This is a genomic window from Halomonas sp. R57-5, from assembly GCF_900070345.1.
Taxonomy (GTDB): domain Bacteria; phylum Pseudomonadota; class Gammaproteobacteria; order Pseudomonadales; family Halomonadaceae; genus Vreelandella; species Vreelandella ventosae_B.
Map to the genome: position 1 here is coordinate 1,380,611 of NZ_LN813019.1, position 25,194 is coordinate 1,405,804.

The 25,194-nt window shown below is 58.0% G+C and carries 27 protein-coding genes; 17 read left to right on the forward strand and 10 right to left on the reverse strand.

Features of this window, described 5'->3' with window-relative positions; genetic code table 11:
- Positions 1 to 3 precede the first annotated feature (3 nt).
- The 7 genes from surE to lpxL all read left to right on the forward strand — a co-directional run bounded on the left by surE (position 4) and on the right by lpxL (position 6,640).
- Positions 4 to 750 carry a 5'/3'-nucleotidase SurE gene (gene surE / locus HALO_RS06255; protein ID WP_035585125.1) on the forward strand — a complete coding sequence of 249 codons (747 nt, stop codon included), beginning with the start codon at positions 4 to 6 and terminating at the stop codon, positions 748 to 750.
- Positions 737 to 1,414 carry a protein-L-isoaspartate(D-aspartate) O-methyltransferase gene (locus tag HALO_RS06260; protein WP_035585124.1) on the forward strand — a complete coding sequence of 226 codons (678 nt, stop codon included), beginning with the start codon at positions 737 to 739 and terminating at the stop codon, positions 1,412 to 1,414. Before surE ends, HALO_RS06260 begins: the two co-directional genes overlap by 14 nt.
- Positions 1,411 to 2,370: a DUF368 domain-containing protein gene (locus tag HALO_RS06265; protein WP_050713191.1), complete on the forward strand. Its 960-nt coding sequence runs from the start codon at positions 1,411 to 1,413 to the stop codon at positions 2,368 to 2,370. The genes HALO_RS06260 and HALO_RS06265 overlap by 4 nt, the downstream gene beginning before the upstream one ends.
- Before the next feature lie 6 nt (positions 2,371 to 2,376).
- Positions 2,377 to 3,453: a peptidoglycan DD-metalloendopeptidase family protein gene (locus HALO_RS06270; protein WP_050713192.1), complete on the forward strand. Its 1,077-nt coding sequence runs from the start codon at positions 2,377 to 2,379 to the stop codon at positions 3,451 to 3,453.
- Between the two features lie 165 nt (positions 3,454 to 3,618).
- Positions 3,619 to 4,593, forward strand: a complete 975-nt coding sequence (gene rpoS, locus HALO_RS06275) for an RNA polymerase sigma factor RpoS (protein WP_035585117.1) — start codon at positions 3,619 to 3,621, stop codon at positions 4,591 to 4,593.
- A gap of 19 nt (positions 4,594 to 4,612) precedes the next feature.
- On the forward strand, positions 4,613 to 5,713 hold the full coding sequence (gene alr, locus HALO_RS06280) for an alanine racemase (protein ID WP_035585115.1): 1,101 nt from the start codon (positions 4,613 to 4,615) through the stop codon (positions 5,711 to 5,713).
- A gap of 12 nt (positions 5,714 to 5,725) precedes the next feature.
- Positions 5,726 to 6,640 carry an LpxL/LpxP family Kdo(2)-lipid IV(A) lauroyl/palmitoleoyl acyltransferase gene (gene lpxL, locus HALO_RS06285; protein ID WP_035585112.1) on the forward strand — a complete coding sequence of 305 codons (915 nt, stop codon included), beginning with the start codon at positions 5,726 to 5,728 and terminating at the stop codon, positions 6,638 to 6,640.
- Positions 6,641 to 6,705: 65 nt separating this feature from the next.
- Here lpxL and speD read toward each other — a convergent pair whose 3' ends face one another.
- The 5 genes from speD to HALO_RS06310 form a co-directional block, all read right to left on the reverse strand.
- Positions 6,706 to 7,500: an adenosylmethionine decarboxylase gene (gene speD, locus HALO_RS06290; protein ID WP_035585110.1), complete on the reverse strand. Its 795-nt coding sequence runs from the start codon at positions 7,498 to 7,500 to the stop codon at positions 6,706 to 6,708.
- Complete coding sequence (locus HALO_RS06295) at positions 7,497 to 7,925, reverse strand: OsmC family protein (protein ID WP_035585106.1); 429 nt, start codon at positions 7,923 to 7,925, stop codon at positions 7,497 to 7,499. The genes speD and HALO_RS06295 overlap by 4 nt, the downstream gene beginning before the upstream one ends.
- 71 nt (positions 7,926 to 7,996) lie before the next feature.
- Positions 7,997 to 8,419, reverse strand: a complete 423-nt coding sequence (locus HALO_RS06300) for a gamma-glutamylcyclotransferase family protein (protein ID WP_050713193.1) — start codon at positions 8,417 to 8,419, stop codon at positions 7,997 to 7,999.
- Between the two features lie 3 nt (positions 8,420 to 8,422).
- Positions 8,423 to 9,091, reverse strand: coding sequence for an N-acetylmuramate alpha-1-phosphate uridylyltransferase MurU (gene murU, locus HALO_RS06305; RefSeq protein WP_035585103.1), 669 nt, complete (start codon positions 9,089 to 9,091; stop codon positions 8,423 to 8,425).
- On the reverse strand, positions 9,088 to 10,098 hold the full coding sequence (locus HALO_RS06310; RefSeq protein WP_035585101.1) for an aminoglycoside phosphotransferase family protein: 1,011 nt from the start codon (positions 10,096 to 10,098) through the stop codon (positions 9,088 to 9,090). Before HALO_RS06310 ends, murU begins: the two co-directional genes overlap by 4 nt.
- 70 nt (positions 10,099 to 10,168) lie before the next feature.
- Between HALO_RS06310 and HALO_RS06315 the strand changes: the two genes are divergently transcribed.
- The 5 genes from HALO_RS06315 to apaG are packed head-to-tail and all read left to right on the forward strand — an operon-like array spanning position 10,169 to position 16,012.
- Positions 10,169 to 12,619 carry an LPS-assembly protein LptD gene (locus HALO_RS06315; RefSeq protein ID WP_050713194.1) on the forward strand — a complete coding sequence of 817 codons (2,451 nt, stop codon included), beginning with the start codon at positions 10,169 to 10,171 and terminating at the stop codon, positions 12,617 to 12,619.
- 48 nt (positions 12,620 to 12,667) lie between these two features.
- On the forward strand, positions 12,668 to 13,693 hold the full coding sequence (locus HALO_RS06320; RefSeq protein ID WP_035585096.1) for a peptidylprolyl isomerase: 1,026 nt from the start codon (positions 12,668 to 12,670) through the stop codon (positions 13,691 to 13,693).
- Complete coding sequence (gene pdxA / locus HALO_RS06325) at positions 13,693 to 14,757, forward strand: 4-hydroxythreonine-4-phosphate dehydrogenase PdxA (RefSeq protein ID WP_035585093.1); 1,065 nt, start codon at positions 13,693 to 13,695, stop codon at positions 14,755 to 14,757. Before HALO_RS06320 ends, pdxA begins: the two co-directional genes overlap by 1 nt.
- 53 nt (positions 14,758 to 14,810) lie before the next feature.
- A complete protein-coding gene (gene rsmA, locus HALO_RS06330; protein WP_035585090.1) occupies positions 14,811 to 15,638 on the forward strand; it encodes a 16S rRNA (adenine(1518)-N(6)/adenine(1519)-N(6))-dimethyltransferase RsmA in 828 nt (275 codons plus the stop codon).
- Positions 15,635 to 16,012: a Co2+/Mg2+ efflux protein ApaG gene (gene apaG / locus HALO_RS06335; RefSeq protein WP_035585087.1), complete on the forward strand. Its 378-nt coding sequence runs from the start codon at positions 15,635 to 15,637 to the stop codon at positions 16,010 to 16,012. Before rsmA ends, apaG begins: the two co-directional genes overlap by 4 nt.
- Here the strand turns inward: apaG and HALO_RS06340 are convergent.
- Both HALO_RS06340 and HALO_RS06345 read right to left on the reverse strand, forming a co-directional pair.
- On the reverse strand, positions 16,009 to 17,457 hold the full coding sequence (locus tag HALO_RS06340; RefSeq protein ID WP_050713195.1) for an FAD-dependent oxidoreductase: 1,449 nt from the start codon (positions 17,455 to 17,457) through the stop codon (positions 16,009 to 16,011). The two genes, apaG and HALO_RS06340, sit on opposite strands and share 4 nt — an antisense overlap.
- Positions 17,457 to 17,636: a hypothetical protein gene (locus tag HALO_RS06345; protein WP_035585085.1), complete on the reverse strand. Its 180-nt coding sequence runs from the start codon at positions 17,634 to 17,636 to the stop codon at positions 17,457 to 17,459. Before HALO_RS06345 ends, HALO_RS06340 begins: the two co-directional genes overlap by 1 nt.
- 247 nt (positions 17,637 to 17,883) lie before the next feature.
- Here HALO_RS06345 and HALO_RS06350 point away from each other — a divergent pair, with 247 nt between their 5' ends.
- Both HALO_RS06350 and HALO_RS06355 read left to right on the forward strand, forming a co-directional pair.
- A complete protein-coding gene (locus HALO_RS06350) occupies positions 17,884 to 18,696 on the forward strand; it encodes a symmetrical bis(5'-nucleosyl)-tetraphosphatase (protein WP_035585083.1) in 813 nt (270 codons plus the stop codon).
- Positions 18,697 to 18,703: 7 nt separating this feature from the next.
- A complete protein-coding gene (locus tag HALO_RS06355; protein WP_050713196.1) occupies positions 18,704 to 19,843 on the forward strand; it encodes a polynucleotide adenylyltransferase in 1,140 nt (379 codons plus the stop codon).
- Here HALO_RS06355 and folK read toward each other — a convergent pair whose 3' ends face one another.
- Positions 19,844 to 20,392, reverse strand: a complete 549-nt coding sequence (gene folK, locus HALO_RS06360; RefSeq protein ID WP_035585080.1) for a 2-amino-4-hydroxy-6-hydroxymethyldihydropteridine diphosphokinase — start codon at positions 20,390 to 20,392, stop codon at positions 19,844 to 19,846.
- Positions 20,389 to 20,769, reverse strand: a complete 381-nt coding sequence (gene folB, locus HALO_RS06365; protein ID WP_035585077.1) for a dihydroneopterin aldolase — start codon at positions 20,767 to 20,769, stop codon at positions 20,389 to 20,391. The genes folK and folB overlap by 4 nt, the downstream gene beginning before the upstream one ends.
- Positions 20,770 to 20,872: 103 nt before the next feature.
- On the opposite strand from folB, the gene plsY reads away from it, so the two are divergent.
- Complete coding sequence (gene plsY / locus HALO_RS06370) at positions 20,873 to 21,445, forward strand: glycerol-3-phosphate 1-O-acyltransferase PlsY (protein ID WP_035585072.1); 573 nt, start codon at positions 20,873 to 20,875, stop codon at positions 21,443 to 21,445.
- Here the strand turns inward: plsY and tsaD are convergent.
- The gene (tsaD, locus tag HALO_RS06375) at positions 21,442 to 22,491 is read right to left on the reverse strand and encodes a tRNA (adenosine(37)-N6)-threonylcarbamoyltransferase complex transferase subunit TsaD (protein ID WP_035585069.1); all 1,050 of its coding nucleotides are present in this window, start codon (positions 22,489 to 22,491) and stop codon (positions 21,442 to 21,444) included. The genes plsY and tsaD overlap by 4 nt on opposite strands.
- A 236-nt stretch (positions 22,492 to 22,727) precedes the next feature.
- Between tsaD and rpsU the strand changes: the two genes are divergently transcribed.
- The gene (gene rpsU / locus HALO_RS06380; protein ID WP_007113641.1) at positions 22,728 to 22,943 is read left to right on the forward strand and encodes a 30S ribosomal protein S21; all 216 of its coding nucleotides are present in this window, start codon (positions 22,728 to 22,730) and stop codon (positions 22,941 to 22,943) included.
- A gap of 247 nt (positions 22,944 to 23,190) precedes the next feature.
- Positions 23,191 to 25,062: a DNA primase gene (gene dnaG, locus HALO_RS06385; protein WP_035585068.1), complete on the forward strand. Its 1,872-nt coding sequence runs from the start codon at positions 23,191 to 23,193 to the stop codon at positions 25,060 to 25,062.
- Positions 25,063 to 25,194: the final 132 nt, after the last annotated feature.

Below are 25,194 nucleotides of genomic sequence, written 5' to 3' on the forward strand. Positions count from 1 at the left end.
ACTATGCGGCGACTGCTGCTTTCCAATGATGATGGTGTGCATGCGCCTGGGCTGCGTGCGCTGCACGATGCGTTGTTGGCTCATGCCAATATTCGCGTAGTGGCGCCCGACCGAGACCGTAGCGGTGCCAGCAACTCGCTCACTCTGTCACGGCCGCTCTCGCTGACACCTTTGGATAACGGCTTTTATAGCGTCGATGGTACGCCCGCGGACTGTGTCTATTTAGGCGTGCATGGGGTATGGGACGAAAAGCCGGATTTAGTCATCTCAGGTATCAATCACGGCAGTAACCTGGGTGATGATGTGCTCTATTCCGGCACCGTCGCGGCGGCGATGGAGGGGCGCAATCTGGGAATGACGGCGATTGCCATGTCGCTATGCGGTGAGCGCCATTTCGCCACCGCCGCCAGGGTGGCCGCCACCTTGATCGGTGCCGCGGATCAGCTCTCGCTACCACCGCGAACGCTGCTGAATGTCAATGTGCCCGATGTACCCTGGGAGGAGATCAAAGGCGTTAAAGTGACTCGCTTAGGCTATCGTGGGCCGGCAGAGAAGCCGTTAGCGGTCAAAGACCCGCGCGGCCGTGCGCGCTACTGGATTGCGCCGGTAGCGGCCAATGCTGATGACGGCGATGATACCGATTTTGCTGCTGTCGAAGCGGGCTATGTGTCGATTACTCCCCTACAAACAGACCTAACGCGGCACCCCGCGCTTAACGATGTGCAGGAATGGTTGGATGTTTTTGCCTGATATCTCTCCAGGAGAGCTGCGCGGTCGCGGCATGACCTCCCAGCGCACCCGTGACCGCATGGTCGAACGCCTCATGCAACAGGGTATTAGCGATGCCCGGGTGCTGGAGGTGATGGCTGGCGAGCCGCGTCACCTGTTTGTTGACGAAGCGCTGGCTCATCGTGCTTATGAAGATACCGCGCTACCGATTGGCTTTAGCCAAACGCTGTCGCAGCCGTTCATTGTGGCGCGGATGACGGAGCTTGTGCTGCGTGCTGAGCCGCGAAGAGTTCTGGAGCTGGGCACAGGGTCCGGCTATCAGACATTGATACTGTCGCGGTTGGTAGAAGAGCTCTACTCCATTGAGCGCATTGGTGCGTTACACGAGCGTGCGGCGCAGCGCTTAAGACGGTTAGCAGCGCCCGCCACGCTGGCGGTGGCGGACGGCGGCTATGGTTGGCCTGAGGTCGCGCCGTTCGACGTTATTTTGCTAACCGCTTGTGCCCAAACGTTGCCTACAGCGCTGCTAGAGCAATTGAGCAACGATGGGGTGCTAATCGCTCCGTTGGAAGAGCCTGATGGCAGCCAGTGGCTTACTCAGGTAAAGCGCATCGGCAGTGCCTTTGAAAAGCGTCGGCTTGAGCCCGTGCGCTTTGTACCCTTACTGCAAGGAGTAGTGGATTGAAGCGGCAACCCTTAGGACTTTTTTTACGCGGCGCAGGGATGGGCGCCGCCGACGCTGTACCCGGCGTGTCGGGAGGAACGATTGCGTTTATTAGCGGTATTTATGAAGAGCTGATTAACACCATCAAACAGTTTGGCCCCAGTGCCATTGGCGTATGGCGCCGCGGTGGCTGGCAGGCCTTGAGCAAGCATTTAAATCTCGCCTTTCTAGTGCCGCTATTGGCGGGGGKCGCGATTAGTCTGTTTAGCGTGGCACACTTGGCGCTCTGGTTGATGGAAGCGCATCCATTGCTGCTGGATGGGTTCTTTTTTGGCTTGGTGGCTGCCTCTGCCCTGGTGGTGGGGCAGGCGAGTAACGGCTGGAAACTGTGGTATTTATTGCCGCTACTGGTGGGAGTAATGCTGGCCCAGGCGTTGCCCGGCATGATGCCGCTGGTGTTATTAATGGATAATGAAGCACTGGTAGTAATGGTGGCAGGCTGTATTGCCATTAGCGCCATGCTGCTGCCAGGCGTGTCAGGCAGCTTTCTATTGCTGACCATGGGACTCTACGGCACCATCATGGGGGCAATTCGCAGTTTGGATCTGGGTATCATTGTGCTGTTTGGCATGGGCTGCATAGTCGGCTTAGCACTGTTCTCACGGCTGTTGTCCTGGCTGTTAAGGCGTCACCACACCTCAACCATGCAATTGCTACTGGGGTTTATTGTCGGTTCGCTACCGGTTCTCTGGCCATGGCGCGAACTGTTACGCTACCAAATAGGGMCAGAAGGGCAAATGATTCCTCTGGAGCACCGCTATTTATTGCCCGCTGACTATGCCGTATTGACCGGTGCTTCGGCACAAGTGGCCGGTGTTGTCGCGCTAATGGCCGTGGGCGCTCTGATTGTCGTGTTACTCAACCGACACGCGGATCGTCGGCCAATCGATACCCAGCTTGGCGCTGAAAAGGAGTAGGTTTGTATGTGTAAAGGTTATCTACCTAAAGTACTGATGATGTCGGCGCTGGCACTCGCAATGGCTGGCTGTGCCAGCCAGCAGGGCGGAGGCCCCCAGGTGCGTGATTTAAGCCAAGCACGCCAGGCGGTGGAAAACTCGCCCCAATATACGGTTAAAGCGGGCGATACCCTGTACGGCATTGCCTGGCAGCACAATTTGGATTATCGCCAGCTGGCAGCAATGAATAATATTGATCCGCCCTACCAAATTCGGCCAGGGCAAACCATTGCCCTGCGCGAAGGCGCCTCGTCAGCGGCCAGTAACCAGCCGGATGCTAATACCTCTGGCGGCGGCGGCGGTGGTGCCGTGGCGACGGGCCTAAGCCCGCAGACAGCCTCAGTGGCGAGTGATGACCAGGAGCTGGATTGGCTGTTGCCCGATGAATCAGCGATTCAGCGCAATCAGCGCCTGACGGCTGAACGCAATGCCGCAGAGCAAGAGGCCGATGGATCCYCCTCAACGCCTCAGCCTGAAGTGGTCGCGGCGGCTGATCCCGAGCCTGAGCCCGCCCAGCAGCCTGCTCCTCAACCATCATCAGAGCCCGAACAGGCGCCCGAGCCGGAACCTGAACCTGAACCCCAGCCTGAACCTGAACCCCAGCCCGAAGCTGCCCCTGCCACGCAAAGTGCCAGTGTGGATCGCTCTTCGCGGACCTATACGCCCGCTGAAACCATTGCCTGGCAGTGGCCTGCCGATGGCAACGTCGTTGGCGCCTTTGGTCAGGGCGATAGCATCACTGCCGGGATTGATATCGCCGGTGAAAAGGGGCAACCTGTTAAAGCGGCAGGCCCCGGCATCGTGGTCTATGCGGGCAGTGGCGTAAGGGGCTACGGCAACCTCATCCTGCTTAAGCACAACGATCAATTCCTGAGTGCGTATGCCCATAACGACAGCTTACGGGTCAGTGAAAATGATGTGGTCGAGGCTGGAGAGGTGATAGCCACAATGGGGGATAGCGATGCAGAAAACGTCAGATTACACTTTGAGGTTCGCCGTGATGGGCAACCGCAAGATCCCATTGACTTTCTGCCTTCCCGCTAATGCACTCAGCAAAAGAGTGAGCCGTCAGCGTTATAACCTGGACGTTGCCCGAATCGCTGTATTCGAGCGTCATATAACAATCGTCACATAACAATATGGTGTGCGTCCTGAACGCACCCCTTTGATTTTTAAATGGCGGGTAGGCGACAAACGAGGGGTAAGGCCATGAGTATGTTGGAGAAAGATCTACAGGAGGTTGACCTGGATGCTGCTGAGGAGGCGCTTGATGATACCGATGACGAGGTCACGGTAGAAGAAGACGCTTTCGAGAAAGCACTAGGGCGTGAGGATCGTCAATCGACCCAAAGCTTGGATGCGACGCAAATCTACCTCAACGAAATCGGCTTTTCGCCACTGTTAACGCCAGAAGAGGAAGTTTATTACGGCCGCCTGGCACGTAAGGGCGACCCCTTGGGCCGCTCGAGAATGATTGAATCCAACTTGCGGCTGGTGGTAAAGATTGCCCGCCGCTACCTAAACCGCGGCTTAACGCTGCTGGATTTGATCGAAGAGGGCAATTTGGGCTTGATCCGCGCGGTAGAGAAGTTTGACCCCGAGCGGGGCTTCCGTTTCTCGACCTATGCCACTTGGTGGATTCGTCAGACCATCGAACGGGCGCTGATGAACCAAACGAGAACGATCCGGCTGCCCATTCATGTGGTCAAAGAGCTCAATATTTATCTGCGTGCGGCGCGGGAATTAACCCAGAAGTTTGACCACGAAGCCACCGCCGAAGAGATTGCCGATCACCTCGATAAACCGGTTGAAGTAGTCAAGAAAATGCTCGGCCTTAATGAGCGCGTGTCGTCGGTCGACTACCCCATGGGTGGCGAGAGCGATAAGCCGCTGATCGATACCCTGGCAGACGATGAAGTGCAGGGCCCCGAAGCGCGCCTGGTGGATGGCGACGTCAAGCAGCATGTGGACCTTTGGCTGGACGAGCTGAGCGAAAAGCAGCGCGAAGTGGTGGTGCGCCGCTTTGGCTTGCGCGGCCATGAATCGGCCACCCTGGAAGAAGTGGGCGCCGAAATCGGTTTAACCCGCGAGCGGGTGCGCCAGATCCAAGTCGAAGCGCTCAAGAAACTACGCCGTTCGCTGGAAAAGCAGGGCCTGTCTCTGGAAGCTCTGTTTGAGACCTAATACATAAGCGAGACCACGCATGCGCCCCCTTGTGGCCGATATTGATCTGGACGCGCTGCGTCACAACTATCAATTGGCGTGCAGCTGCGCGCCCCAAAGCCGCTCAGTGGCGGTGATTAAAGCCGATGGGTATGGGCATGGTGCGCTTGCCTGCGCCCAGGCGCTGGCAAACCAAGCGCCGGCGTTTGCCGTTGCCTGCATTGAAGAGGCCCTTACGCTTCGCCAGGGTGGCATTACCCACCCCATTATCCTGCTGGAAGGCATCTTCAGCGCCGACGAACTGGCGCTGGTGGATTCCCACGGCTTCTGGATTGCGGTACACAGCCAATGGCAGGTCGATGCCCTGCTAGCTGCTTCACCTAAAAAGCCAATTCCTGTCTGGTTGAAAGTTGACTCCGGCATGCACCGCCTGGGCTTTGCCATCGACGAGGCTGCCGCCATCTGGCGTCAGCTAAGTGCCGCGCCAAGCGTGGCCTCGCTCCACCTAATGAGTCACTTTGCCAGCGCCGACTCCCGTGATAACCGCTACTTCCACCAGCAAATGGCCCGGCTTCAGGGGCTTGCCAGTGAGCTAGATGCGCCGCTGTGTTTGGCCAACTCTCCGGCCACCCTGGCGTGGCCAGTGGCCCACGGCGACTGGAACCGGCCTGGGGTCATGCTCTACGGCAGCGACCCTTTGGAAGTGGCCAATGACATCACCCAGCAGTTGCAGCCGGTGATGACCCTGCGCTCGGAAATTATTGCCCTGCGCGAGCTGGATGAGGGCGAACCTGTGGGCTATAGCGGCCGTTGGCGGGCGCCGCGACGTTCACGTATTGCCGTGGTCGCCTGCGGTTATGGCGATGGCTATGACCGTCATGCCCGCGATGGTACGCCGGTACTGGTCAACGGCCAGCGCTGTGCGCTTGCCGGTAAAGTCTCCATGGATATGCTCACCGTTGATGTGACGGACGTCCCTGAGGCCGCGATTGGCAGCGATGTCGTACTGTGGGGCAGAGCCAGCAACGGCGAAGTCCTGTCGGTGGATGAAGTGGCCCGTTACTGCGATACCATCAGCTATACGCTGCTCACGGGGGTACTGCCTCGGGCGCCGCGGCGTTATCATGGGCGCTCTGTTTAAACGGTTGTTTCCATGTCGAAATCACGTTACCCACGCTCCTTCGCCCACCCGCGATACTGGCCCACCTGGCTGGCTATTGGCGCGATGTATGCGGCTGCCTGGCTGCCTTGGCGATTGAAAATGGCCATTGGCAAAGGCCTTGGTTTACTTGCCTGGCGCTTTGCCAAGCGGCGTCGACGGATTACTGAAACCAACATTGCGCTATGCTTTCCGGAAAAGACCCCCGACCAACAGCATCAGCTGGTCAGAGAAACCTTTATTGCCAATGGCATCGGCCTGATTGAAACCGCCACCGGCTGGTGTCGCGATGGCGAAAGCCTACGTCACCGGGTTGCGTACATCGGCGAGGAGCATATGGCCCGCGCTGAGGCTCAAGGTAAAGGCGTGATTATTGTTGGCGTTCACTTCTCTTCCCTCGATTTAGGGGGCGCCATCCACGCGCTATTTTTCGCTGCCGATGCCGTTTATCGCCCGCATAATAACCCGCTGTTTGAGCGCTTTATGACTCGTGCGAGAAGGCGTAATTTTGGTGTCGCCATTGACCGTTATGACCTACGCGGCGCGGTGCGTCAGCTCAAGGCGGGCCGTATGGTGTGGTACTCGCCTGATCAGGATTTTGGCCGCGATGTCAGTGTGTTTGCGCCGCTGTTTGGCCAGCAGGCTGCGACCATTCGTTTAACGGCCAAGCTGGCGCGTATGACCGGCGCACCGGTGGTGCCAATGATGTTTCACCGCAACCCGGATAACGCGACTTATACGATTGAAAGCCTGCCCGCCTTGGAAGGCTTTCCCAGTGGCGATGAAGTGGCCGATGCCACGCGGATCAACCAGTTTATTGAGTTGGCCATTCGCAAGCACCCCGAGCAGTACCTCTGGCTGCATCGGCGTTTTAAAACCCGCCCCGAAGGTGAGCCCAGCGTTTATTAATCTCACTGTCGTCAGCCATAAAAAAAGCCAGCGTTAGCTGGCTTTTTGGCATTCCTGGGCGGCGTTTACTCCAGGTTGCGGGAGTAGAAAATTTCCAGCATCTCTTTACGCAGACGGCCCTCAATGTCACGGGCTTCTTCAAAGGTAATGTCGCGACGCGATGTGCCGAACAGGTAGTTATCCAGCGCGAAGTCTTTAAGCAACATTTTGGTGTGGAACATGTTCTCCTGATACACGTTAACGTCCATCATTTGATACGCATGCTTGGTGTCTTCAGCAAGGTAGTCTTGGATGGAGGTAATGCCGTGATCAATAAACAGTTTTTTGCCATCCACATCGCGGGTAAAGCCGCGCACCCGGTAATCCATGGTAACAATGTCGGAGTCGAAACTGTGGATCAGGTAGTTCAGCGCCTTTAACGGGCTGATATGACCACAGGTGGAGACATCGATATCCAGGCGGAAGGTACTGATGCCGTTGTCAGGGTGCGATTCAGGATAGCTGTGCACGGTGACGTGGCTTTTGTCCAGGTGCCCAACCACCGTCTCAGGCAGCGGTCCGGGGCCCGGCTTCACTTGTTCGGGTGCCGCCTCGTCAAGCTCATGTTCGGCAATTAATATCGTTACGCTGGCGCCATGGGGCTCGTAGTCCTGGCGGGCGATATTAAGCACATGGGCGCCGATAATATTGGTGACGTCTTTAAGAATCTGCGTTAAACGTTCGGCGTTGTAGAGCTCATCGATATAGTCGATGTAAGCCGCCGTCTGCTCTTCGGTTTTGGCATAACAGATGTCGTAAATGTTAAAGCTTAACGAGCTGGTCAGGTTGTTAAACCCGTGGAGTCGGAGATTGTCGGTCACGTCCGAACCTCGTCAATAATCTCAAAGGAATGGGTGATCTTAACGCCGCCGTTAACGAGCATGATCGATGCACTACAGTACTTTTCAGCGGAGAGTTCAACCGCGCGGGCAACCTGCTTCTCTTTCAGCGCGCGTCCGGTTACCACGAAATGGACGTGGATCTTGGTAAAGACAGCGGGCACCTCATCGGCGCGTTCGGCGTCTAGCTCAGCGACGCAGTCGGTCACATTGGCACGCGCTTTATCCAAAATATTCAAGATATCAAACGCGGTGCAGCTGCCCATGCCCATTAATAGCATTTCCATTGGGCGAGGCCCTGTGTTGCGGCCACCGTGGTCGGGCGGGCCGTCGATCACAACGCTGTGCCCGCTACCGGATTCCGCCACGAATTGGCGGCCTTCTGTCCATTTTACCCGTGCTTTCACGCTGCTCTCCTCATCTAGGCGACGAAAGGTAAGTCGCGCAGCATAACATTTCTTGGCCTGCGCGCCTCTCCTCAGCGCCGCTGTTGAACATTGTTAATGTTCGGCATGTGCCAGCCACCTTCAACAATGGCTGGTTTACCCACCACGCTGGGATTGTATAGATACACCCAGGCAAGGCCAAAACAGGTGGTTATCTGCTGGCGGTCATATTCGCCCTGGGCCGGGGCATCAACGCGGTAGTCCTCTAACCGGTCTAGCTGGGCCAAGTGGTCAATGTTGATCCGATAGACCTCAAGGGTGACCCCTTTTGACGGCTGCCATTTGGCACCGGGGTAGGGGCCAATATCGTAGAGCGTGAGCGCTGAGGCAACGTCACTCCCTAGCAGTGTCGCACCATTTAGCCAGTGGGCATTGTTGAAGCCTTGTTTTAGCGTGCCGTAGACCGCTACCCGTGGCGTGTCAGTGATTGCCTCACTTAAATAGCGCGGATGCATAGACTACCTCCCTTTGCCCTGTAGCTGGCTTTCCAGCGAGGCCAAGCGTTCAGGGGTGCCCACATCGACCCAGAGGCCAGTGTAACGTTCACCGCTTACCCGATGGTTATCAATGGCAGCTCTAAGCAGTGGCGCCAGTGCAAAGGCGCCCTGGGGCTGACCGGCTAACAGGGCGGGGTGAATCACACCGATGCCTGAATAGGTTAAGCGCTCAGCGCTGGTTTGGTTAACGCGCCCATCCTCGAGGCCAAAATCCCCATTCGCGTGGTGTGGCGGGTTTGCCACCAGCACCAGGTGCGCCAGATCGTCGCCTTGCAACGCGTGTTTKCCGGGAAGCGCTGTGCACCAAACATCACCGTTGACGAGCAGAAACGGCGCATCGCCCAGCAGTGGCAGCGCTTGCTGAATACCGCCGCCAGTTTCCAGCGGCGCTGTTTCCCGGCTCCAGTGAATCCGTAGCCCGTAGGCCTCTCCGTCGCCGAGTGCTGCGATAATCTGCTCTGCACGGTAGCTAACGTTGATGACCACTTCATGAATGCCCGCCTCACGAAGACGCTCAAGATGGTGCACAATCAGCGGCTTGCCCGCCACGGGCAGCAGCGGCTTGGGGCAGTGGTCGGTGAGCGGGCGCATCCGCTTGCCCAGGCCCGCGGCTAAAATCATCGCTTTCATGACGGTATTTCCGCTAGTCGTTTCATAATGGCAGGCCGTAAAGTGAGTTGGAGCCACTCAGCGAACTCATCCTGCTCGGTCAGAAACGAAAAGCTATCTTCCAGGTGATCCAGAAAGTGCGGTAAGCGCTCCAGATAGCCACTTTTTTGATCGCGCAGGGTTAAACGGCAGAAAATTCCCAACACTTTTAGTGATCGCTGGGCGGCCATAGCGTGGCACTGGGTGAGAAAAGTGGCAAAATCCACGCTGCTGGAAAGTCGGCCGTCGCTGCGCGCCTGGCGATAAAAAATATCGACAAAGTCGGCAAACTGCTCGCTGCTAAAGTGGCAGTAGCGACCCCGGAGCAGTGAGATTAAATCATAGCTAAGCGGGCCCGCCACCGCGTCCTGAAAGTCGATCATAAACAGCTGTTGTTTATGTACCATCAGGTTCATGGCATCAAAATCACGGTGCACAGTGACCACCGGCTGCGCTAAGGCGTGCTGGATTAGCTGCTCGCGAACGGCGTGCCAGCTTTCCGGCGGCGGCAGCTTTAACCAGGCACTAAGACACCACTCAGGAAACAGGTCGAGCTCGCGGCCCAGCAGTGCCGTATCATAAACCGGCAGTGAGTCGGGGCCTACGCGGTTTTGCAGCTCGGCGATCAGCGTGAGAGCCTGGGCATGGTAGGTCTGTGTGGTCGCGTCGTCGCTAAATAAATGCTGCAGCGGTGTATTGCCCAAGTCCTCAAGCAGCAGAAAGCCGTCCGCGAGGTTAGCCGCGTGCACCTTGGGGACCGGCAGTCCGGCACTGCGCCAGCGCCGGGCAATGGTCACAAATGGCTGGGAGTCCTCTTGCTCAGGCGGGGCATCCATAACCACCTGGGTGGTGCCGTCGGGTAGCGTAAGGCGAAAATAGCGCCGAAAACTCGCATCGCCCACGGCAGATGAAAGTGAAATATCGGCCTTGGATAGGCCATTTTGTTGGGCAGCCCACATGGTGAGGGCGTTAATCCGATATGAGGACATGCAAGCTCCTTGCTGGTCGGGCATCATGCGGGCTGTATAATACCGATTCTGGATGCCAAGGATAACGAACATGGGCAAGCGATTTTCGCGCACCTTGCCGGTTGCGCATACGCTGATGGGCAGTTTGCTTGCTGGCGCCTCGTTTACGGCGGTGGCTCAGGGTCAAACCATGTCCGCTGAAGCGTTGGATTGGCAACCCTGGGGGGAAGAGGAAGCGGCTAACCAATTGTGCCGTGGGCGCTACGTCATGCCCAACTACCGCTTGCCAGCGGAAGATAACCCGGAAACTCTCTCGCTAGAGGCCAGCGACGTCGATTATGCCGCCGACGGCGAGGCGTTGTTACGTGGTGATGTGGTGCTGCGCCGCGGCAATGAAGAAGTGGAAGCCGAGCGTGTGTTTTTMCCCGCTGACCGCCAGCAGGTCGATGCAGAGGGTAATATCGCCATCCGTGATGGGCGCGCTTTAGTCCGTGGCGAGCAGGCGATGCTAAGGCTAAACGAAGACCGCGCCACCCTGGGCAACAGCCACTATGTGCTCTACGAGCAGCATCTGCGAGGTCAGGCCAGTCAACTAGAGCAGACCGGGGAAAATGAGTACCGCCTGCAAGACGCAAGCTTTACCACCTGCGACCCGGGCGCCAATAGCTGGCAGCTGGTCAGCAGTGATATTCGCTTGAATCAGGCTGAGGGGTTTGGCACCGCGCGGCATGCCCGCTTGGAGGTGAAAGATGTGCCGGTATTTTACTGGCCTTGGTTACGCTTTCCCATCGACGATCGCCGCCACACGGGGCTGCTGTCCCCGTCGATTGGCTTTTCAACGGACGGTTTCGACTACGCCCAGCCGTTTTATTGGAATATCGCCGCTAACCACGATGCGACTATCACACCGCGCTGGATGAGTGATCGCGGGCTGCTAATGAACGGTGAGTACCGCTACCTGTTTGAGGAGAGCGCAGGCATCGTTGAAGGCGGCTATTTAAATAGCGATAACGGCGGCTCTGGCGGCAATGAAAACMGCTTTGAGGGCGAAGATCGCTGGTACGTGGATGCCCGCCACGCAGGGCGTGTAAACGAGCGCAGTAATTATCGACTGCGCTATGGGGCGGCCAGTGACGGGCGCTATTTTGATGACTTTGGTGGTGAGTTTGGCGACAGTGACCGCGTCAGCATGGAGCGGTTGGCCCAGGTTGATTACCGCGGCCAGCGTTGGCAGTTAGATGCCCGTGCCCAGGGTTTCCAGCGCTTGGAAGACCCGCTGAGCGATAGCGATAAACCCTTCTATCAACTGCCGAGTCTGAGCGCGAATGCCAATTGGCAGTTCGACAACGGGCTATATACCCAGTGGCGATCGAACGCGACCTATTTTTGGCGCGATGTGGATGAGCGCCGCGTGCCGGAGCGTGAAGCGGCCACCGGTAGCCGTTTGCATCTATCGCCTGCGGTTGGTTGGCGTTTTGAACGGCCCTGGGGGTACCTTGAGCCGCGCACCGAGCTGTGGAATACCGCCTATGAACTGGATTACGGTGAGCGCGACMCACAGCGTAGCGATTCGCCCAGCCGCAGTGTTGCGTTGACCTCCATTGACAGCGGGCTCGTCTTTGAGCGTGAGCTGGCCCTGGGGGGGCGCGATTATCGGCAAACCCTGGAGCCGCGCTTGAACTACGCTTACGTGCCGCGTACCGATCAGAGCGAACTGCCTGACTTTGACAGCCGCGAACGCGCTTTCTCCTGGGATCAGCTCTGGTCAGCCCAGCGCTTTTCCGGCACCGACCGGGTGGGCGATCTTAACCGGCTCTCATACGGGGTGCAGTCGCGGCTACTGGAAGATGCATCCGGTCGTGACCGGCTCTCGTTCGGGGTAGGCCAGAGTGTTTACTTTGAGGATCGCCGAATCGATAGCGAAGGCGATGCTGATACACTGCCGGATCGGCCAGAAGATAATGCCAGCGTCAATCCGGAAAGCCGCTACCAAGCCACTCGGGATCGTTCGCCGCTGGTGTCACGTCTTGATTGGCAGATCAATGATCGCTGGAGCAGTGGAGCAGAATGGCTCTACGATGATCACCGTGAACGTACCGAACGTTCAAGCATTGATGTAGGTTATCGGCACCCGAAAGGGCATGTAGTGAACCTTGGCTACCGTTGGGAGATCGAAGGGTTCGACCCAGGCGTATTGCCGGGCGACGATGGCTTCCGCGACTATAACCGCGAAGAGTGGGATCTCTCGTTTGCCTGGAAAGCCACAACCAACATTGATTTGATTGGCCGCTACCTGCACGATCAAACCAATGAGCGCTCCCTGGAGCAATTGGCAGGCGTGCAGTGGAACAACTGCTGTTACGGTTTGCAGTTGGTGTGGCGCGAGTGGGTAGACGACAATGACACCGCCCCCATTGATGATGATTTTAATGATCGTGGGCTATTTTTGCGCTTCGTATTCCGTGGTCTAGGCGGCGTTGGTCAGGATGCGGATAGCTATTTTGAGCAGACCATTCCTGGCTATAGTCCGACTGCCCTGTAAATGACTTCCATCGAATGGCTAATGAAGCTAATGAAAGAGACGTTTGTTATGAAAATGAGAAAGCCCCTGCTAGGCCGTATGAAACAGCTTTCTGCTGGTAGCCTGCTCGCGTTGTGTGTAGGTGCAGGCCTTGCGCTGGCCCCGCTAACCCTGCAGGCGCAGAACTTCCAGTCCACCCAGCGCCAGGCGCTAGACAGCGTTGTTGCAGTGGTTAATAACGATGTGATCATGCGCAGCGAGCTTAATGATCGCATGGCGCAAGTCGAGCAGCAGGCGCAGTCCCAGGGCGGCAGCCTACCGCCGCGCTCCCAGTTGGAGCGCCAGGTGCTTGAACGCATGGTGATGGAAGAGATTCAACTGCAAATGGCGGAAGATGCCAATTTGAGCATCGATGATACCGAGCTCAATGGGCAGGTGCGCTCGATTGCCGAATCCAACGGTATGACGCTTGATGAGTTTGCCGATGCCGTGGAAGCCGACGGTATGACGCTGGCCAGCGTGCGCGAGGATATTCGCCGCGAAATGCTGATGCGCCAGGTACAGCAGCGCCAAATTAGCGACCGCGTATCGGTCAGCGACCGTGACGTTGAGCGCTTTCTAAACCAGCAGTCCGGCCAATCAGGGGAGCAGAACTTTATTGAAGAGACCCGTGCCCGCCACGTACTGATTGCACTAACCCCTAATCGTGATGAAAATCAGGCCCGTGCACGAGCCGAAGAAGTGCGCCAGCGTCTATCACAAGGCGAGGATTTTGCCTCGGTGGCACGTGAGTATAGCGATGATAGCGGTACTGCCCTCAACGGCGGTGAGCTGGGCTGGGTTCGACCAGGGCAAACCGTACCCGCCTTTGAAGAAGCGATGCGTGAGCTGGACGTTAATCAGGTATCCCAGCCGGTACGTTCTCAGTTTGGCTACCACGTGATTGAGGTAGAGGAGCGTCGTCGTCAAAACGTTACCCAAGAGAGCCAGCGCGAGCAGGTGCGTCAAGCGATCTTCCAGCGTCGCGCTAACGAAGAGTTAGAAACCTGGCAGCAAGAGGTGCGCTCTCAGGCCTTTGTTGATATTCGACTCTAATGGTAGCGGGCGCTTTATCAACCGATAGCACTTTGCCGGTGGTCGTCACCACTGGCGAACCGGCAGGTATCGGCCCCGAGCTAACGCTGATGCTGGCGGCTCAGGGCAACCTTCCCGCCCATACCGTGGCGATTGGTGACCCGGCGATGCTGCGCCAACGCGCAGCCGCACTGGGGCTCAATGTTACGCTTAAAGAGTGTGCACCCGGCGAGTGTCCAAGCGGCGCCAATATGCTGCCGGTTTGGCCTGTAGCGCTCAAGGCGCCTGCTGTGCCGGGGGTTCTTGATCCGGCCAACGCTGACTACGTATTGGCCACCCTGGCGCTGGCTGTGGATGCCTGCCAAAGGGGCTTGGCTGCTGCTATGGTCACGGCGCCGCTGCACAAAGGCGTGATTATCGAGGGCGGGCATTCAGCCTTTACCGGCCACACCGAATGGCTGCGCGATGCCTGCAACGTCGAAGAAGTCGTCATGATGCTGGCCACCGACGCGGCGCTGCATGCGGCTTCACCTGGCTGGCAGGGCAATGGCGATCTTCGTGTGGCACTGGTGACCACCCACTTACCGCTGCGCAACGTCGCCGACGCCATCACCTTTGAGCGGGTCACGCGTATCAGCCGCTTGCTGGCGGCCGATTTGCAGCGACAGTTTGGGATTGCCAAGCCACGCATTGCGGTGTGCGGCTTAAACCCCCACGCCGGTGAAGATGGCCATCTGGGGCGCGAAGAGCTGGATGTGATTATTCCGGCCCTTGATGCGCTGCGCGCTGAGGGAGTGGATATACTTGGCCCCTTGCCCGCCGACACGCTGTTTACCCCCAGGCACTTAGCTGGTGTCGATGCGGTGCTGGCGATGTACCACGACCAGGGCTTGGCGGTGTTAAAATACGCAGGCTTTGGTCAGGCCGCTAATATTACTCTGGGCTTGCCAATAGTGCGTACTTCAGTTGACCATGGCACTGCGCTGGATTTAGCCGGCAAAGGCGTGGCAGACCCCGGCAGCCTAAACGTCGCTATCGCCCTTGCGCGCCGTTTGGCCGTGCAGCGGTTGGCTGCTACCGCTTAGCTTTTTCTACTCAATACTCCCGATTGCATCCGCACTCCAAGGAACACCGTTTGATGTCTACTGTGCCCCAACACCGCGCTCGTAAACGCTTTGGTCAGAACTTTTTACGCGACCTCGGCATTATTTCGCGGATCGTTCGCGCCGTTGGCCCACGCTCGACGGATCGCCTCGTCGAAATCGGTCCAGGCCAGGGGGCGCTGACCGAGCCGCTGCTGGAAGCCGCGGGGCATTTAGAAGTGATTGAACTCGACCGCGACCTGATCCCCGGCCTTCGGGTGCAGTTTTTCAACTACCCGGACTTTGTGATCCATGAAGGCGACGCGCTGAAGTTTGATTTTGCCGCGCTGAAAGGCGATGGACCCGCGCTACGCGTGGTGGGGAACCTGCCCTATAACATCTCCACACCGCTGATAATTCATCTGCTGGCGGCAGGAAGTGCCATAGAGGATATGCACTTTATGCTGCAAAAAGAAGTGGTTGAGCGCTTGGCGGCAGAACCGGGCGGCGCTGATTGGGGGCGTTTATCGGTCATGGCTCAGTACTACTGCCAGGTCGAGCAGCTGTTTATTGTGCCACCGGAAGCCTTTGTGCCACGCCCCAAGGTCGATTCGGCCATCGTGCGGCTAACCCCCCATGAAACGCTGCCCCATACCGCGGATGATCCAGCGCTGCTGTTTGATCTAGTCAAGCTCGCCTTTGGCCAGCGGCGCAAAACGCTGCGCAATAACTTCAAAGGACGGGTGAGTGCCGCTACCCTGGAAGACCTGGGTATTGACCCCATTCGCCGTCCGCAAACCTTGACGGTTGAAGAGTACGTGGCGATTGCCAACCGGGTCACTGCCGACGAGCAAGCGAGCGGTGAGCGGGGCACTCAAGCGTGAGTGGCCTGGCGATCAAGGTAAGCGTTGTGCCTAGCTATCGTGCCGATGAGTCTAACGACGGCGAGTCGCGCTACGTGTTCAGTTACACCGTGACCGTGCACAATCAAAGCCCCCACAGCGTTCAGCTTATGGCGCGCTACTGGAAAATCACCCAGGGCGGAGGCGAGTACCAAGAAGTGCGCGGCAAAGGCGTTGTCGGCCAGCAGCCGCTGATCGGTCCCGGCCAAAGCTTTCGCTACACCAGCCGGGCGATTCTCCAGACCCCGGTGGGCGTTATGGAAGGCGCCTATACGCTGTTAGACACCTCCACCCAGCGTGTTTTTGAGGTGGCGATTACGCCATTTAGATTGGCCGTACCTCTTCAGCTCCACTAGGCGCTCCGCGTTAGTTCACTCTCTAGATGGTCGCAAAGCCGCAGAGCCAACTGCACTAACGTCAACGTGGGGTTGGCGTGCCCCGCGCTGGCAAACACGCTGGAGCCCGCCACGTAAAAGTTATCCTGGGCAAACAGGCGGCAGTCGGCGTTCACGATACCTTCCTCGGCATTTAGGCTCATGCGCGTGCCACCCATATGGTGACGCCCTGCCAGTTCGCCATCGGTGGGCAGCTGCACCGGCGTATCGGCGAGCCAGGGCGCCATTTGCAGTCTGCCCACCTCGTTGTCGCGCAGATACTCCCCCAGTAGCAGCATGCTTTCGCGTATGGTGCGGCGATCCAACTCAGATTGCCGCCATACCAAGCGGCTCCTGGGTACCCCCAATTTATCCAACTCATCGCTCAGCTCAATACGGTTGTCATAGCGCGGTTCCTGCTCCCAGGCGGCTCTTAACACTGCGCCGTGGATGACCCGACCTTGAGCCTGCCAGACTCGTAGTCGACCGGCCAGCGTGGGCGCTTGGTCGGCGAGCTCGTCAATCAGTTCCTGGGTGGCTTCAGCGTTCATGCGGTGCAAGCGCAGCCCACAATTAAGTATTTGCCGTGCGTTGATGGCGTCAGCGGTGGGGGAGAGGAAAACATTGTACTCGTCGTCCAAGCCCAGTGCGGCGGGCTCAAATAGCAGCGCCTTGCCCACCGTGGCGTGGGGGTGCTCCATCCAGTAGCGCCCCAGAGTATCGGCTTGAGGTATTAGCTGGCCATTTAACTGCTGGTTGCACCACTGCAGCAGGCGTGAGTTGTCGATGCCGCCGCAGGCGAGTATGAAATAGCGCGCCTGAACCTTGCGGTAGTCGCCCCGGTAATTTCTAAAAGTGGCGCTGGTGACCTTGCCAGCCAACGTTTCCAGTGCCACCAAGTTGGCTGTTAGGCAGCACTCCAAAGTGACCGAATCGCTCAGCGTCGCGGCATACTTCTCTTTCATGCGTGTGGGGTGACCCAGCGAAAAATAGATGCGCTTTAACCCTGCCTCAGGGATCAAATGATCGGCTAGCGTGGGCTCCAGACCAAGCATGTTAACGGCCGCGCTGTAGTAAGGAGCTAGCGCATTGCGGCCTATTGGCCAGGCGGTTTCGCTGGCGGCGGCTTTGGCATTGAAGTCGTAGCGATCCAAGGGGCGACAAATGCCGCCCCAGKGGTTGGTCGACCCACCCAAATGACGCAGCCGAGCGCCATACAGAGGAATATAGGGGTCGCCGACGACGTCGCCTTGGTAGCACTCTTGGGAGCGTTCGCTGTAGTCCGCATCGCCACCTTCACAGAGCAGTACGCGATGCCCCCGATCCGCCAGGGTAACGGCCATGGAAATGCCCGCCGCACCCGCGCCGATAATGCAGACATCCCAGGCGTCGCTGTGCTCGCTGATATCCTCAAAGGCGATATACATCAGCGGTCACTGCTGCGCAGTAACCAGCCATTAACCGTCACCGCAACGTTCGGCGGGGCAAGTTTGGGAGCGGCAGCCTGCGCGCTCGGCAACAGCGCTGTGCCAGGCAGTATGAGTGCGCCAAGGCTTGCCAGCGTTGCCGCGCGCAGCAGCCCGCGTCGAGAATGATCCATTGTCATAGGCGTATCGTTTTCCCTAACAGTTATTACGAGGTGGCGAAGTATTGAATGGCTAAGTATTGAATGACTAAGTATCGAATGGCTAGGCTATCGAAAGGCTTAAGAGCATCAAGGAGTACTTTTATAGTGATCCAGGTTGGCTCTTTTCACCAGCGTTAATCATCAACATAAACAGCCTACGGCAGGCAGAAGGGGGCGCTGAAGTGGTAGTATTTAGCCCACTTATTTTATTAAAAAGGCCTCCCGCATGAGTACCTATGCGATCGGCGATCTGCACGGCTGCCACGCCGAATTTGTAACTCTGCTTGAAAAGCTCAGCTTCGACCCCGCGCGGGATACGCTATGGCTAGTGGGTGATTTGATTAATCGTGGGCCAGGTTCTTTAGCATGCCTGCGCGAAGTGCGCGCGCTGGGTGGCGCCGCCCGAAGCGTATTGGGCAACCACGATTTCCATTTGCTGGTAGTGGCCCGTGGTGGCGGCAAGCTGAAAAAAAACGATACCCTGAGCGGTATTCTTGATGCCCCTGACCGCGAAGCGCTGCTGGATTGGCTACAGAGCCAGCCGCTTAGCGTGTTTGAAAACGGTACGCTGATGACCCACGCGGGGCTGCTTCCCCAGTGGAGCGTTCTCCAGACTGAGGCACTTGGGCGGGAAGTGCAGACGGCGCTTGCCAGCGAAACATCCGGTGAGTTTTTAACCCAGCTATTTGGCAACCAGCCGGATGCCTGGCGCGACGATCTAGACGGCATGGATCGCCTGCGCCTGACGGTCAATGTACTCACCCGGATGCGCTTTATTGATGCCCAGGGGCGTTTGGATTTTGCCGCCAAAGAGGGGCTCGATAGCGCACCAGGGGGCTTTTTGCCCTGGTTTCAATATCCGCGGAGCGATGACGCCCGGCTGCTCTTCGGCCACTGGGCGGCGCTGGAAGGACATACCCCACTGGCGCAGGTGCCCGTTGAGGCGCTGGATACGGGCTGCGTTTGGGGCGGTCGCTTAACCGCACTCAATCTGGATAGCGGCGAGCGAACCAGCGTGCCCAGTCAACAGGGAAAATAAAATCGTAATGGAAAGAAAACATACTCAACAACGCGCTGATTCCCGCTTGGCGGGCCTGAACGTCTATCGGGTCGGCGGTGCCGTGCGCGACACGCTGCTGGGCTGGCCTGTTTACGACAATGACTGGGTCGTCGTGGGCGCCACGCCAGACGCCATGCGCAAGCGCGGCTTTAAACCGGTGGGGCGTGACTTTCCGGTCTTTCTGCATCCGGATACGGCCGAGGAGTACGCACTCGCCCGCACCGAGCGCAAGTCTGGTCATGGCTATGCGGGGTTTGAAGTACACGCCAGCCCCGGTGTCAGCCTGGAAGAGGATCTGCTGCGGCGTGATTTAACCATTAACGCCATTGCCCAGAGCCCCGAGGGTGAATTAACCGACCCGTTTAATGGTCAAGGCGATATCGAACAGCGCGTACTTAGGCATATTTCCGCAGCGTTTAGCGAAGACCCGCTGCGGGTACTGCGTACCGCGCGCTTTTTGGCCCGCTATGCAGCGATGGGCTTCACCATTGCCCCTGAAACCCTGGCGCTGATGCGTCAAGTGAGTCACAGCGGTGAACTTGAGCATCTGGCCGCCGAGCGGGTCTGGGTCGAAACGGAGAAAGCGCTAGGCGAGCCGAGCCCAGAGGTCTACTTCACCACCCTTGAGCGCTGCGACGCCCTCACCGTGTGGTGGCCAGAATTACTGGGCGAGGCGCTCGTAAAGGGTCTGGCAGCGTTAGCTCAGGCGCCTGTCAGTGGCAAGCTGGTAGTGGCTCACTGGCGCTATGCGCAGTTGGTGTCGCCGCTAACGGCGGAGCAGCGCGAAGCTTTGGCAGCGCGACTCAAACTGCCCAACGCCGTTGCTCAGCTTGCTCGCCATACCGCGCTTACGCATGGATTGCTTGCCGCCACACTGGATGGCCCCAGCGTGCTGCACTGGCTGGAGCGTTTGGATGGCTGGCGTAAGCCCGAGCAGGTCGAGGCGCAGCTAGCGCTAGTCAAGGTGCTGGCGCCTGAGCAGGTTGGGCAACTCGAAAGCGCCTGGCAGGCTGCTCGGGAGGTTAGCCCCCAGGCGTTAATAGCCGAAGGGTATCAAGGGGCCGCGTTGGGAGAAGCCTTGCGTGAGCGGCGCGGGCAGACGGTGGCGACTGCGCTAGCGGATTAGTCACCGGCGAGCCGCCGCAAGAAGGGGCTGTTGGTCTGCTTGGGAGATCCAGCGGCCGCGCCAACTAAAATCGACGGCCCAAAGACGCTGGCTGCCTAGTTCGAAGGCGTTCCATAGCGCGGCATAAGGGGTGCCGCAGCGGGGATGGCGCTGTTCAGGCAATAGCTCTGCAAGCGGTTGCAGAACAAACGCATTATGGGTGATTTCGCCGCGCGGGAGGGCAACATCGTCAACAGTGCCACAAAGTCTGCCCACGGTGAGCAGGTCGATATCCAGCGCACGAGGGCTAAATTTGGCAATATCGGGCAGGCGGCCATGCTCAATTTCCAACTGCTTACCCCACGCCTGAAGCTCGCCGGGCGTCCAGGCGCTGTGAAACGCCACTACCAGGTTATAAAAATTGCGACTGTCGGCGAAACCGACCGGCTCGCTTTCAAACACCCGAGAGATTTGTAGGGGGCCGAAGGTATCGGCAAGCGCATCAAGGCAGCAGCGAATATGCCGAGTGGGATGGATATTACTGCCTAAACTGACCGTCACCAGGTTCATGCGTTGGTCTCCTGGGCTGCCTCCGGCAGGCTGCCGCGGGTAATTTCCAGGCCGACGCTAGCGGCGTTGGGGACTGCCCCCGGTTTACGCACCGTTAAACGCAGCCAGGTAATCGGAAACTCCGTACGCAGGCACTCAGCGAGGCGTTCGGCAAAGGTCTCTACCAGAGCGAATTGATGGGCGTCGGCAAACTGCTGAATGCGCTGGCAGATAGCGGCGTAATCCAGGGTGAGGTGTAGTTCGTCGGTGGCTGCCGCCGAGCGAATGTCGGTCGCCAGCACCAAGTCTAGGCTTAGCGACTGTTGAATCGAGCGCTCCCAATCGTAGACACCAATGACGGTGTCGACGCTTAACGCTTCAATAAAAATGCGATCCATCCAGCTTCCCCCTACGGTAACAAGCGGGCGATTGTACGTTAGGATGGGGTTAAACGACAGTAAGCCGGGTTATCGAGACGGCCTATAAAGCGAGCATACAGCCATGGGGTGGATAGTGGTGGGGTATTTTAGCGGCAGTTGGCTGGCAGCGCTGAGCGTTTGCCGCCTAGCTGGCGTGGGTGACCCTCGGCAACATGGCTCGTTTAACCCTGGCTTTTCCAATGTGCTGCGCCTCTATGGCCCCCGCTTAGCGGCAGCGACACTGCTKTTAGACGCTTTAAAAGCGATGCCCGCCGTACTCGGCGCAAAGTTGACCAGTTGTCCGGTATGGTTGCAGGGACTGGTCGGGTTGGCGGTATTGCTAGGTCACAGCTTTCCACTATGGCATGGCTTTCGCGGCGGAAAGGCGGTCGCCAGTGCCTTTGGTGTGCTGCTGGTGTTGGTGCCTTATGTGGCGCTACTAAGCGCGGTTGTTTGGTCGCTGTTGGCGTGGCGACTTAAAACGGCGGCGCTGGCCTCGCTGTTGAGTGCCTTAGTGGCGCCGCTAGCTTGTATTTGGTTAGCCCCGGAGTATGTCATGGTGGTGGGTGGGTTCAGCCTGCTGGTACTGGCCCGCCATGGGCTTAATATTCGCCGATTGCGAAGCGGCGAGGAGCCGCCGTTTCGCGGTTCTTAGCGTGAGGCAGGCGGTATCAACTGATCCAGCGGCCAGCGGGGCGTCGCCTGCATCATGCCGGGAATATCACACTCGCCCGCGGCTAGGCGTTGAGCGCCTACGTAGGCAATCATGGCGCCATTGTCGGTGCAGAAACGCCCGCGTGGGTAGTAGGCACGGGCCTGCCGTTTTTCACACTCAATTTGCAGCCGTTCGCGCAGGCGATGATTGGCGCTCACTCCGCCCGCGACTACTAAGCGCTTCAAGCCGGTTTGATCCAATGCTCGACGGCACTTGATTACCAGCGTATCGACAACCGCCTCTTCAAAGGCGCGGGCAACGTCGGCGCGGGCCTGGTCGTCGAGTTGTTGGGCGGTTTCCAACTGGCGAATAGCCGTCATGGTGTGGGTTTTTAAGCCCGAGAAACTGAAATCAAGCCCCGGGCGGTCGGTCATGGGCCGCGGGAAACGAAAGCGCTTAGGGTCACCCTGTTCCGCTAGCTTGGCGACCTGTGGTCCGCCTGGGTAGGCCAAGCCGAGCATCTTGGCGGCTTTATCAAACGCTTCACCCGCGGCGTCATCCACCGATTCACCGAGCAGTTTATAGCGGCCCAGCCCTTGAACTTCGACAAGCTGGGTATGGCCGCCGGATACCAGTAGCGCCACAAAGGGGAACTCGGGAGGCTCATCTTCCAGCATCGGTGCCAGCAGGTGACCTTCCATATGGTGTACGCCGAGTACCGGGATGTTTAGGGCGCGGGCCATGCCGTGAGCGGTGCTGGCGCCGACCATTAATGCGCCGACCAAACCCGGCCCAGCGGTGTAAGTGATGCCATCCAGGTCGCGGCGCGTCAGTTTGGCGTCGCTGAGCACCTGCTCAATCAGCGGCAGCAGTTTGCGGGTGTGATCGCGAGAGGCGAGTTCGGGCACCACACCGCCAAACTCCGCGTGCATGGCGATTTGGCTATATAGCGCGTCGGCAAGCAGCCCCTGGCCGCCGGTTAGCGAGGTGTCGTAAAGCGCGACGCCGGTTTCGTCGCAGGAGGTTTCAATGCCCAGAACACGCATAAAAAGCGACTCTCAAAGGATATTTAAAAGATATAAAGGTGAAAAATACTGCAGCGCTAGTTTAGCATTGTCGCCGCAGGTCAGCGTAAGCATTTGCAAAGATGGTCAACGGCGACTAAACTACTGTGCGCTGTAAAACTGGGTCGTACACCGCTTTGTTAGTCGCAATATGAATCGCGATATCGCAGTGTACGTACTATCCGAACTCAAGACTCCTTAAGGTAGGTGAGTGCTTAATGCCTTCTGTAAAAGTACGTGATAACGAGCCGTTTGACGTCGCCCTGCGTCGCTTCAAGCGTTCTTGCGAAAAAGCCGGTGTTCTTTCTGAAGTACGCCGCCGCGAGCACTATGAGAAGCCGACTGCTGAGCGTAAACGCAAAGCGGCCGCTGCCGTAAAACGCCACGCCAAGAAAATCCAGCGTGAGCAAAAGCGTTTCGAACGGCTCTATTGATCCGTACCCGAGGGGGCCGGAGCAGTTAGCTGGTCGTCTCARGAGGGATGCCAAGCGGCCGCCACTAGGTGGCCGTTTGTTTTTGACTGTTGTTTTTAAAGCCATCGTTTTTTAAAGCGATCGTTCAAGACCGTCGCTGTTTAAGGTGATCTGGCAATGGGTCTGATGACGTTAAGCAGGGTTCTTAAGAGCGGTTTTTAAAAACAGTCTCGAAAGTTAGCGCTTTGCGCGAGGATGCCCGTAGTTCATGGCAGGCCAAATTCCACAGCGTTTCATTGATGACCTGTTAGGCCGCGTTGACGTGGTCGAGGTGGTTGGTGAGCGTGTGCAGCTTAAAAAGGCTGGCCGCAACTATTCTGGGCTATGTCCCTTCCATCAAGAGAAAACCCCATCGTTTACTGTCAGTGCTGATAAGCAGTTTTATCACTGCTTTGGCTGCGGGGCTAATGGTAATGCACTACGCTTCTTGATGGAGTATGACAAGCTGCCATTTCCTGAGGCGGTCGAGCAGCTAGCCGGGCGCTTGGGGATTGAAGTGCCGCGTGAGGGTGCTGATGACCCGCGTGCTCAGCAGCGTGAAAAGAAGCGCAAAGAGGGCGTCAACCTGCTCGAACTCGCCGCCAGTTTTTATCGCGAGCGATTAAAGATGCAGGAGGGGCAGTCCGCTCAGCATTATTTGTCGGGTCGCGGACTCTCGGATGACGTGATCAAGACCTATGGTATTGGTTACGCTCCAGCAGGCTGGGAGGCGCTGAAGCAGCACCTCAGCGAGCGCGGTATTGGTGAGCCGGTTCAGGTCGAGTACGGCCTGTTGATTCACCGCGAAGATACCGGACGTACCTATGACCGCTTTCGTGATCGGGTAATGTTCCCGATTCGCGATTTGCGTGGTCGCACGATTGCTTTTGGCGGCAGGGTGATGGGTGATGATCAGCCCAAATACCTTAATTCGCCGGAAACGCCCGTGTTCCATAAGGGGCGTGAGCTATACGGCTTGTATGAGGCGCGCCAAGCCTCCAGCAAGCTTGAGCAGCTTGTCATGGTCGAAGGCTATATGGATGTGGTGGCGCTGGCGCAATACGGTATTCATAACGCCGTGGCGACGCTGGGTACCGCCACCACGGAAGACCATTTGACCCGCCTGTTTCGACTGGTGAGTCGCGTAGTGTTCTGTTTCGATGGTGACCGTGCGGGAAGACAGGCGGCTAGTCGGGCGTTGGAAACCGCGCTGCCGCAAATGATTGATGGTCGTGAAGCGCGCTTTCTGTTTCTGCCCGAAGGTGATGACCCGGACACCCTGGTGCGCCGTGAAGGCACTCAGGCATTTCAGGATCGTGTGACCTGTGCCATGCCGCTGTCGGAGTTTCTATTCGAGCAAGCCGCCCAGGGGCGCGACTTAAAAACAGTGGAAGGGCGTGAGCGATTTGCCAGTCAGGTGCTCGAAGCATTGAACAAAGTGCCTGAAGGCATGCTCAAATCGTTACTACTGGAGTCGCTGGCGCAGCGTAGCGGGCTGGCGCAAGAGCAATTGAAAGTGCTGCTCGAAAAGCGTGCCCAGGCGTCGCAACGGACTCTTTCCAAGGGCACCGCCAATGGCGATGTTTCTCAGGAACAGGGAGAGTCCGATTCGGCGTCATCGGCGATGCCTGGCGCTGTTTTGGCGGCCCCTGCTCTGTCGCCGCGTTCACGTTCTCAGGCGCTCTCCCCGGTTGGGCGTATCGTGCAGCTGTTGCTGCATGAGCCCAATTTGGTGGCCACGCTGCCTGATCATTTGGAGTGGTTGCCTGAAGATGACGATGCGCCGCTATGCCGCGAGCTGATTGAACTGCTCAAGGCGGGGCGCTACCGCAGCCCACAAGTGGTGTTGGCGCATTTTCAAGGCAGCCAGCAGGGACAGGCCTTAGCGGTCTTCGCCAAGCGCGAGCTGTTGATTCCCAAGCCAGATCGGGAAGCAGAGTTGAAGGGCTTGGTGGAGCACTTGCAGTACGTTCAGCGCCAGCGTTCTCCCCAAGAGGAGTACGCGGCGTTGCTGGCGCAGGAGCGCGCCGGGCAAAAGTTAGATAAGGAGCAGCGCCGACGTTTGGCAAGCCTGGTAATGGAGCTTGCACAGCGCCAATGAGGCGGTGTCTTGGGCGGTGGGGGTTGAATTCCTAGCGTTTCAGCACCAGATATAGGGTCAGCCACCGAGCGCTGGCCTAACCGAACAAACTAACACACCTGAATTKCCGCGCAAATACGTCATGCTGGAAAA

Coding starts and splice junctions, on each gene's coding strand:
- HALO_RS06310 (WP_035585101.1), bottom strand. CDS start 10,098: ATGTCCTCATATCGGATTAACGCCCTCACCATGTGGGCTGCCCAACAA.
- pdxA (WP_035585093.1), top strand. CDS start 13,693: ATGGTAGCGGGCGCTTTATCAACCGATAGCACTTTGCCGGTGGTCGTC.
- surE (WP_035585125.1), top strand. CDS start 4: ATGCGGCGACTGCTGCTTTCCAATGATGATGGTGTGCATGCGCCTGGG.
- dnaG (WP_035585068.1), top strand. CDS start 23,191: ATGGCAGGCCAAATTCCACAGCGTTTCATTGATGACCTGTTAGGCCGC.
- HALO_RS06320 (WP_035585096.1), top strand. CDS start 12,668: ATGAAAATGAGAAAGCCCCTGCTAGGCCGTATGAAACAGCTTTCTGCT.
- lpxL (WP_035585112.1), top strand. CDS start 5,726: ATGTCGAAATCACGTTACCCACGCTCCTTCGCCCACCCGCGATACTGG.
- tsaD (WP_035585069.1), bottom strand. CDS start 22,491: ATGCGTGTTCTGGGCATTGAAACCTCCTGCGACGAAACCGGCGTCGCG.
- HALO_RS06300 (WP_050713193.1), bottom strand. CDS start 8,419: ATGCATCCGCGCTATTTAAGTGAGGCAATCACTGACACGCCACGGGTA.
- rpsU (WP_007113641.1), top strand. CDS start 22,728: ATGCCTTCTGTAAAAGTACGTGATAACGAGCCGTTTGACGTCGCCCTG.
- HALO_RS06345 (WP_035585085.1), bottom strand. CDS start 17,636: ATGACAATGGATCATTCTCGACGCGGGCTGCTGCGCGCGGCAACGCTG.
- HALO_RS06355 (WP_050713196.1), top strand. CDS start 18,704: ATGGAAAGAAAACATACTCAACAACGCGCTGATTCCCGCTTGGCGGGC.
- HALO_RS06350 (WP_035585083.1), top strand. CDS start 17,884: ATGAGTACCTATGCGATCGGCGATCTGCACGGCTGCCACGCCGAATTT.
- HALO_RS06260 (WP_035585124.1), top strand. CDS start 737: ATGTTTTTGCCTGATATCTCTCCAGGAGAGCTGCGCGGTCGCGGCATG.
- rpoS (WP_035585117.1), top strand. CDS start 3,619: ATGAGTATGTTGGAGAAAGATCTACAGGAGGTTGACCTGGATGCTGCT.
- folB (WP_035585077.1), bottom strand. CDS start 20,769: ATGGATCGCATTTTTATTGAAGCGTTAAGCGTCGACACCGTCATTGGT.
- folK (WP_035585080.1), bottom strand. CDS start 20,392: ATGAACCTGGTGACGGTCAGTTTAGGCAGTAATATCCATCCCACTCGG.
- rsmA (WP_035585090.1), top strand. CDS start 14,811: ATGTCTACTGTGCCCCAACACCGCGCTCGTAAACGCTTTGGTCAGAAC.
- alr (WP_035585115.1), top strand. CDS start 4,613: ATGCGCCCCCTTGTGGCCGATATTGATCTGGACGCGCTGCGTCACAAC.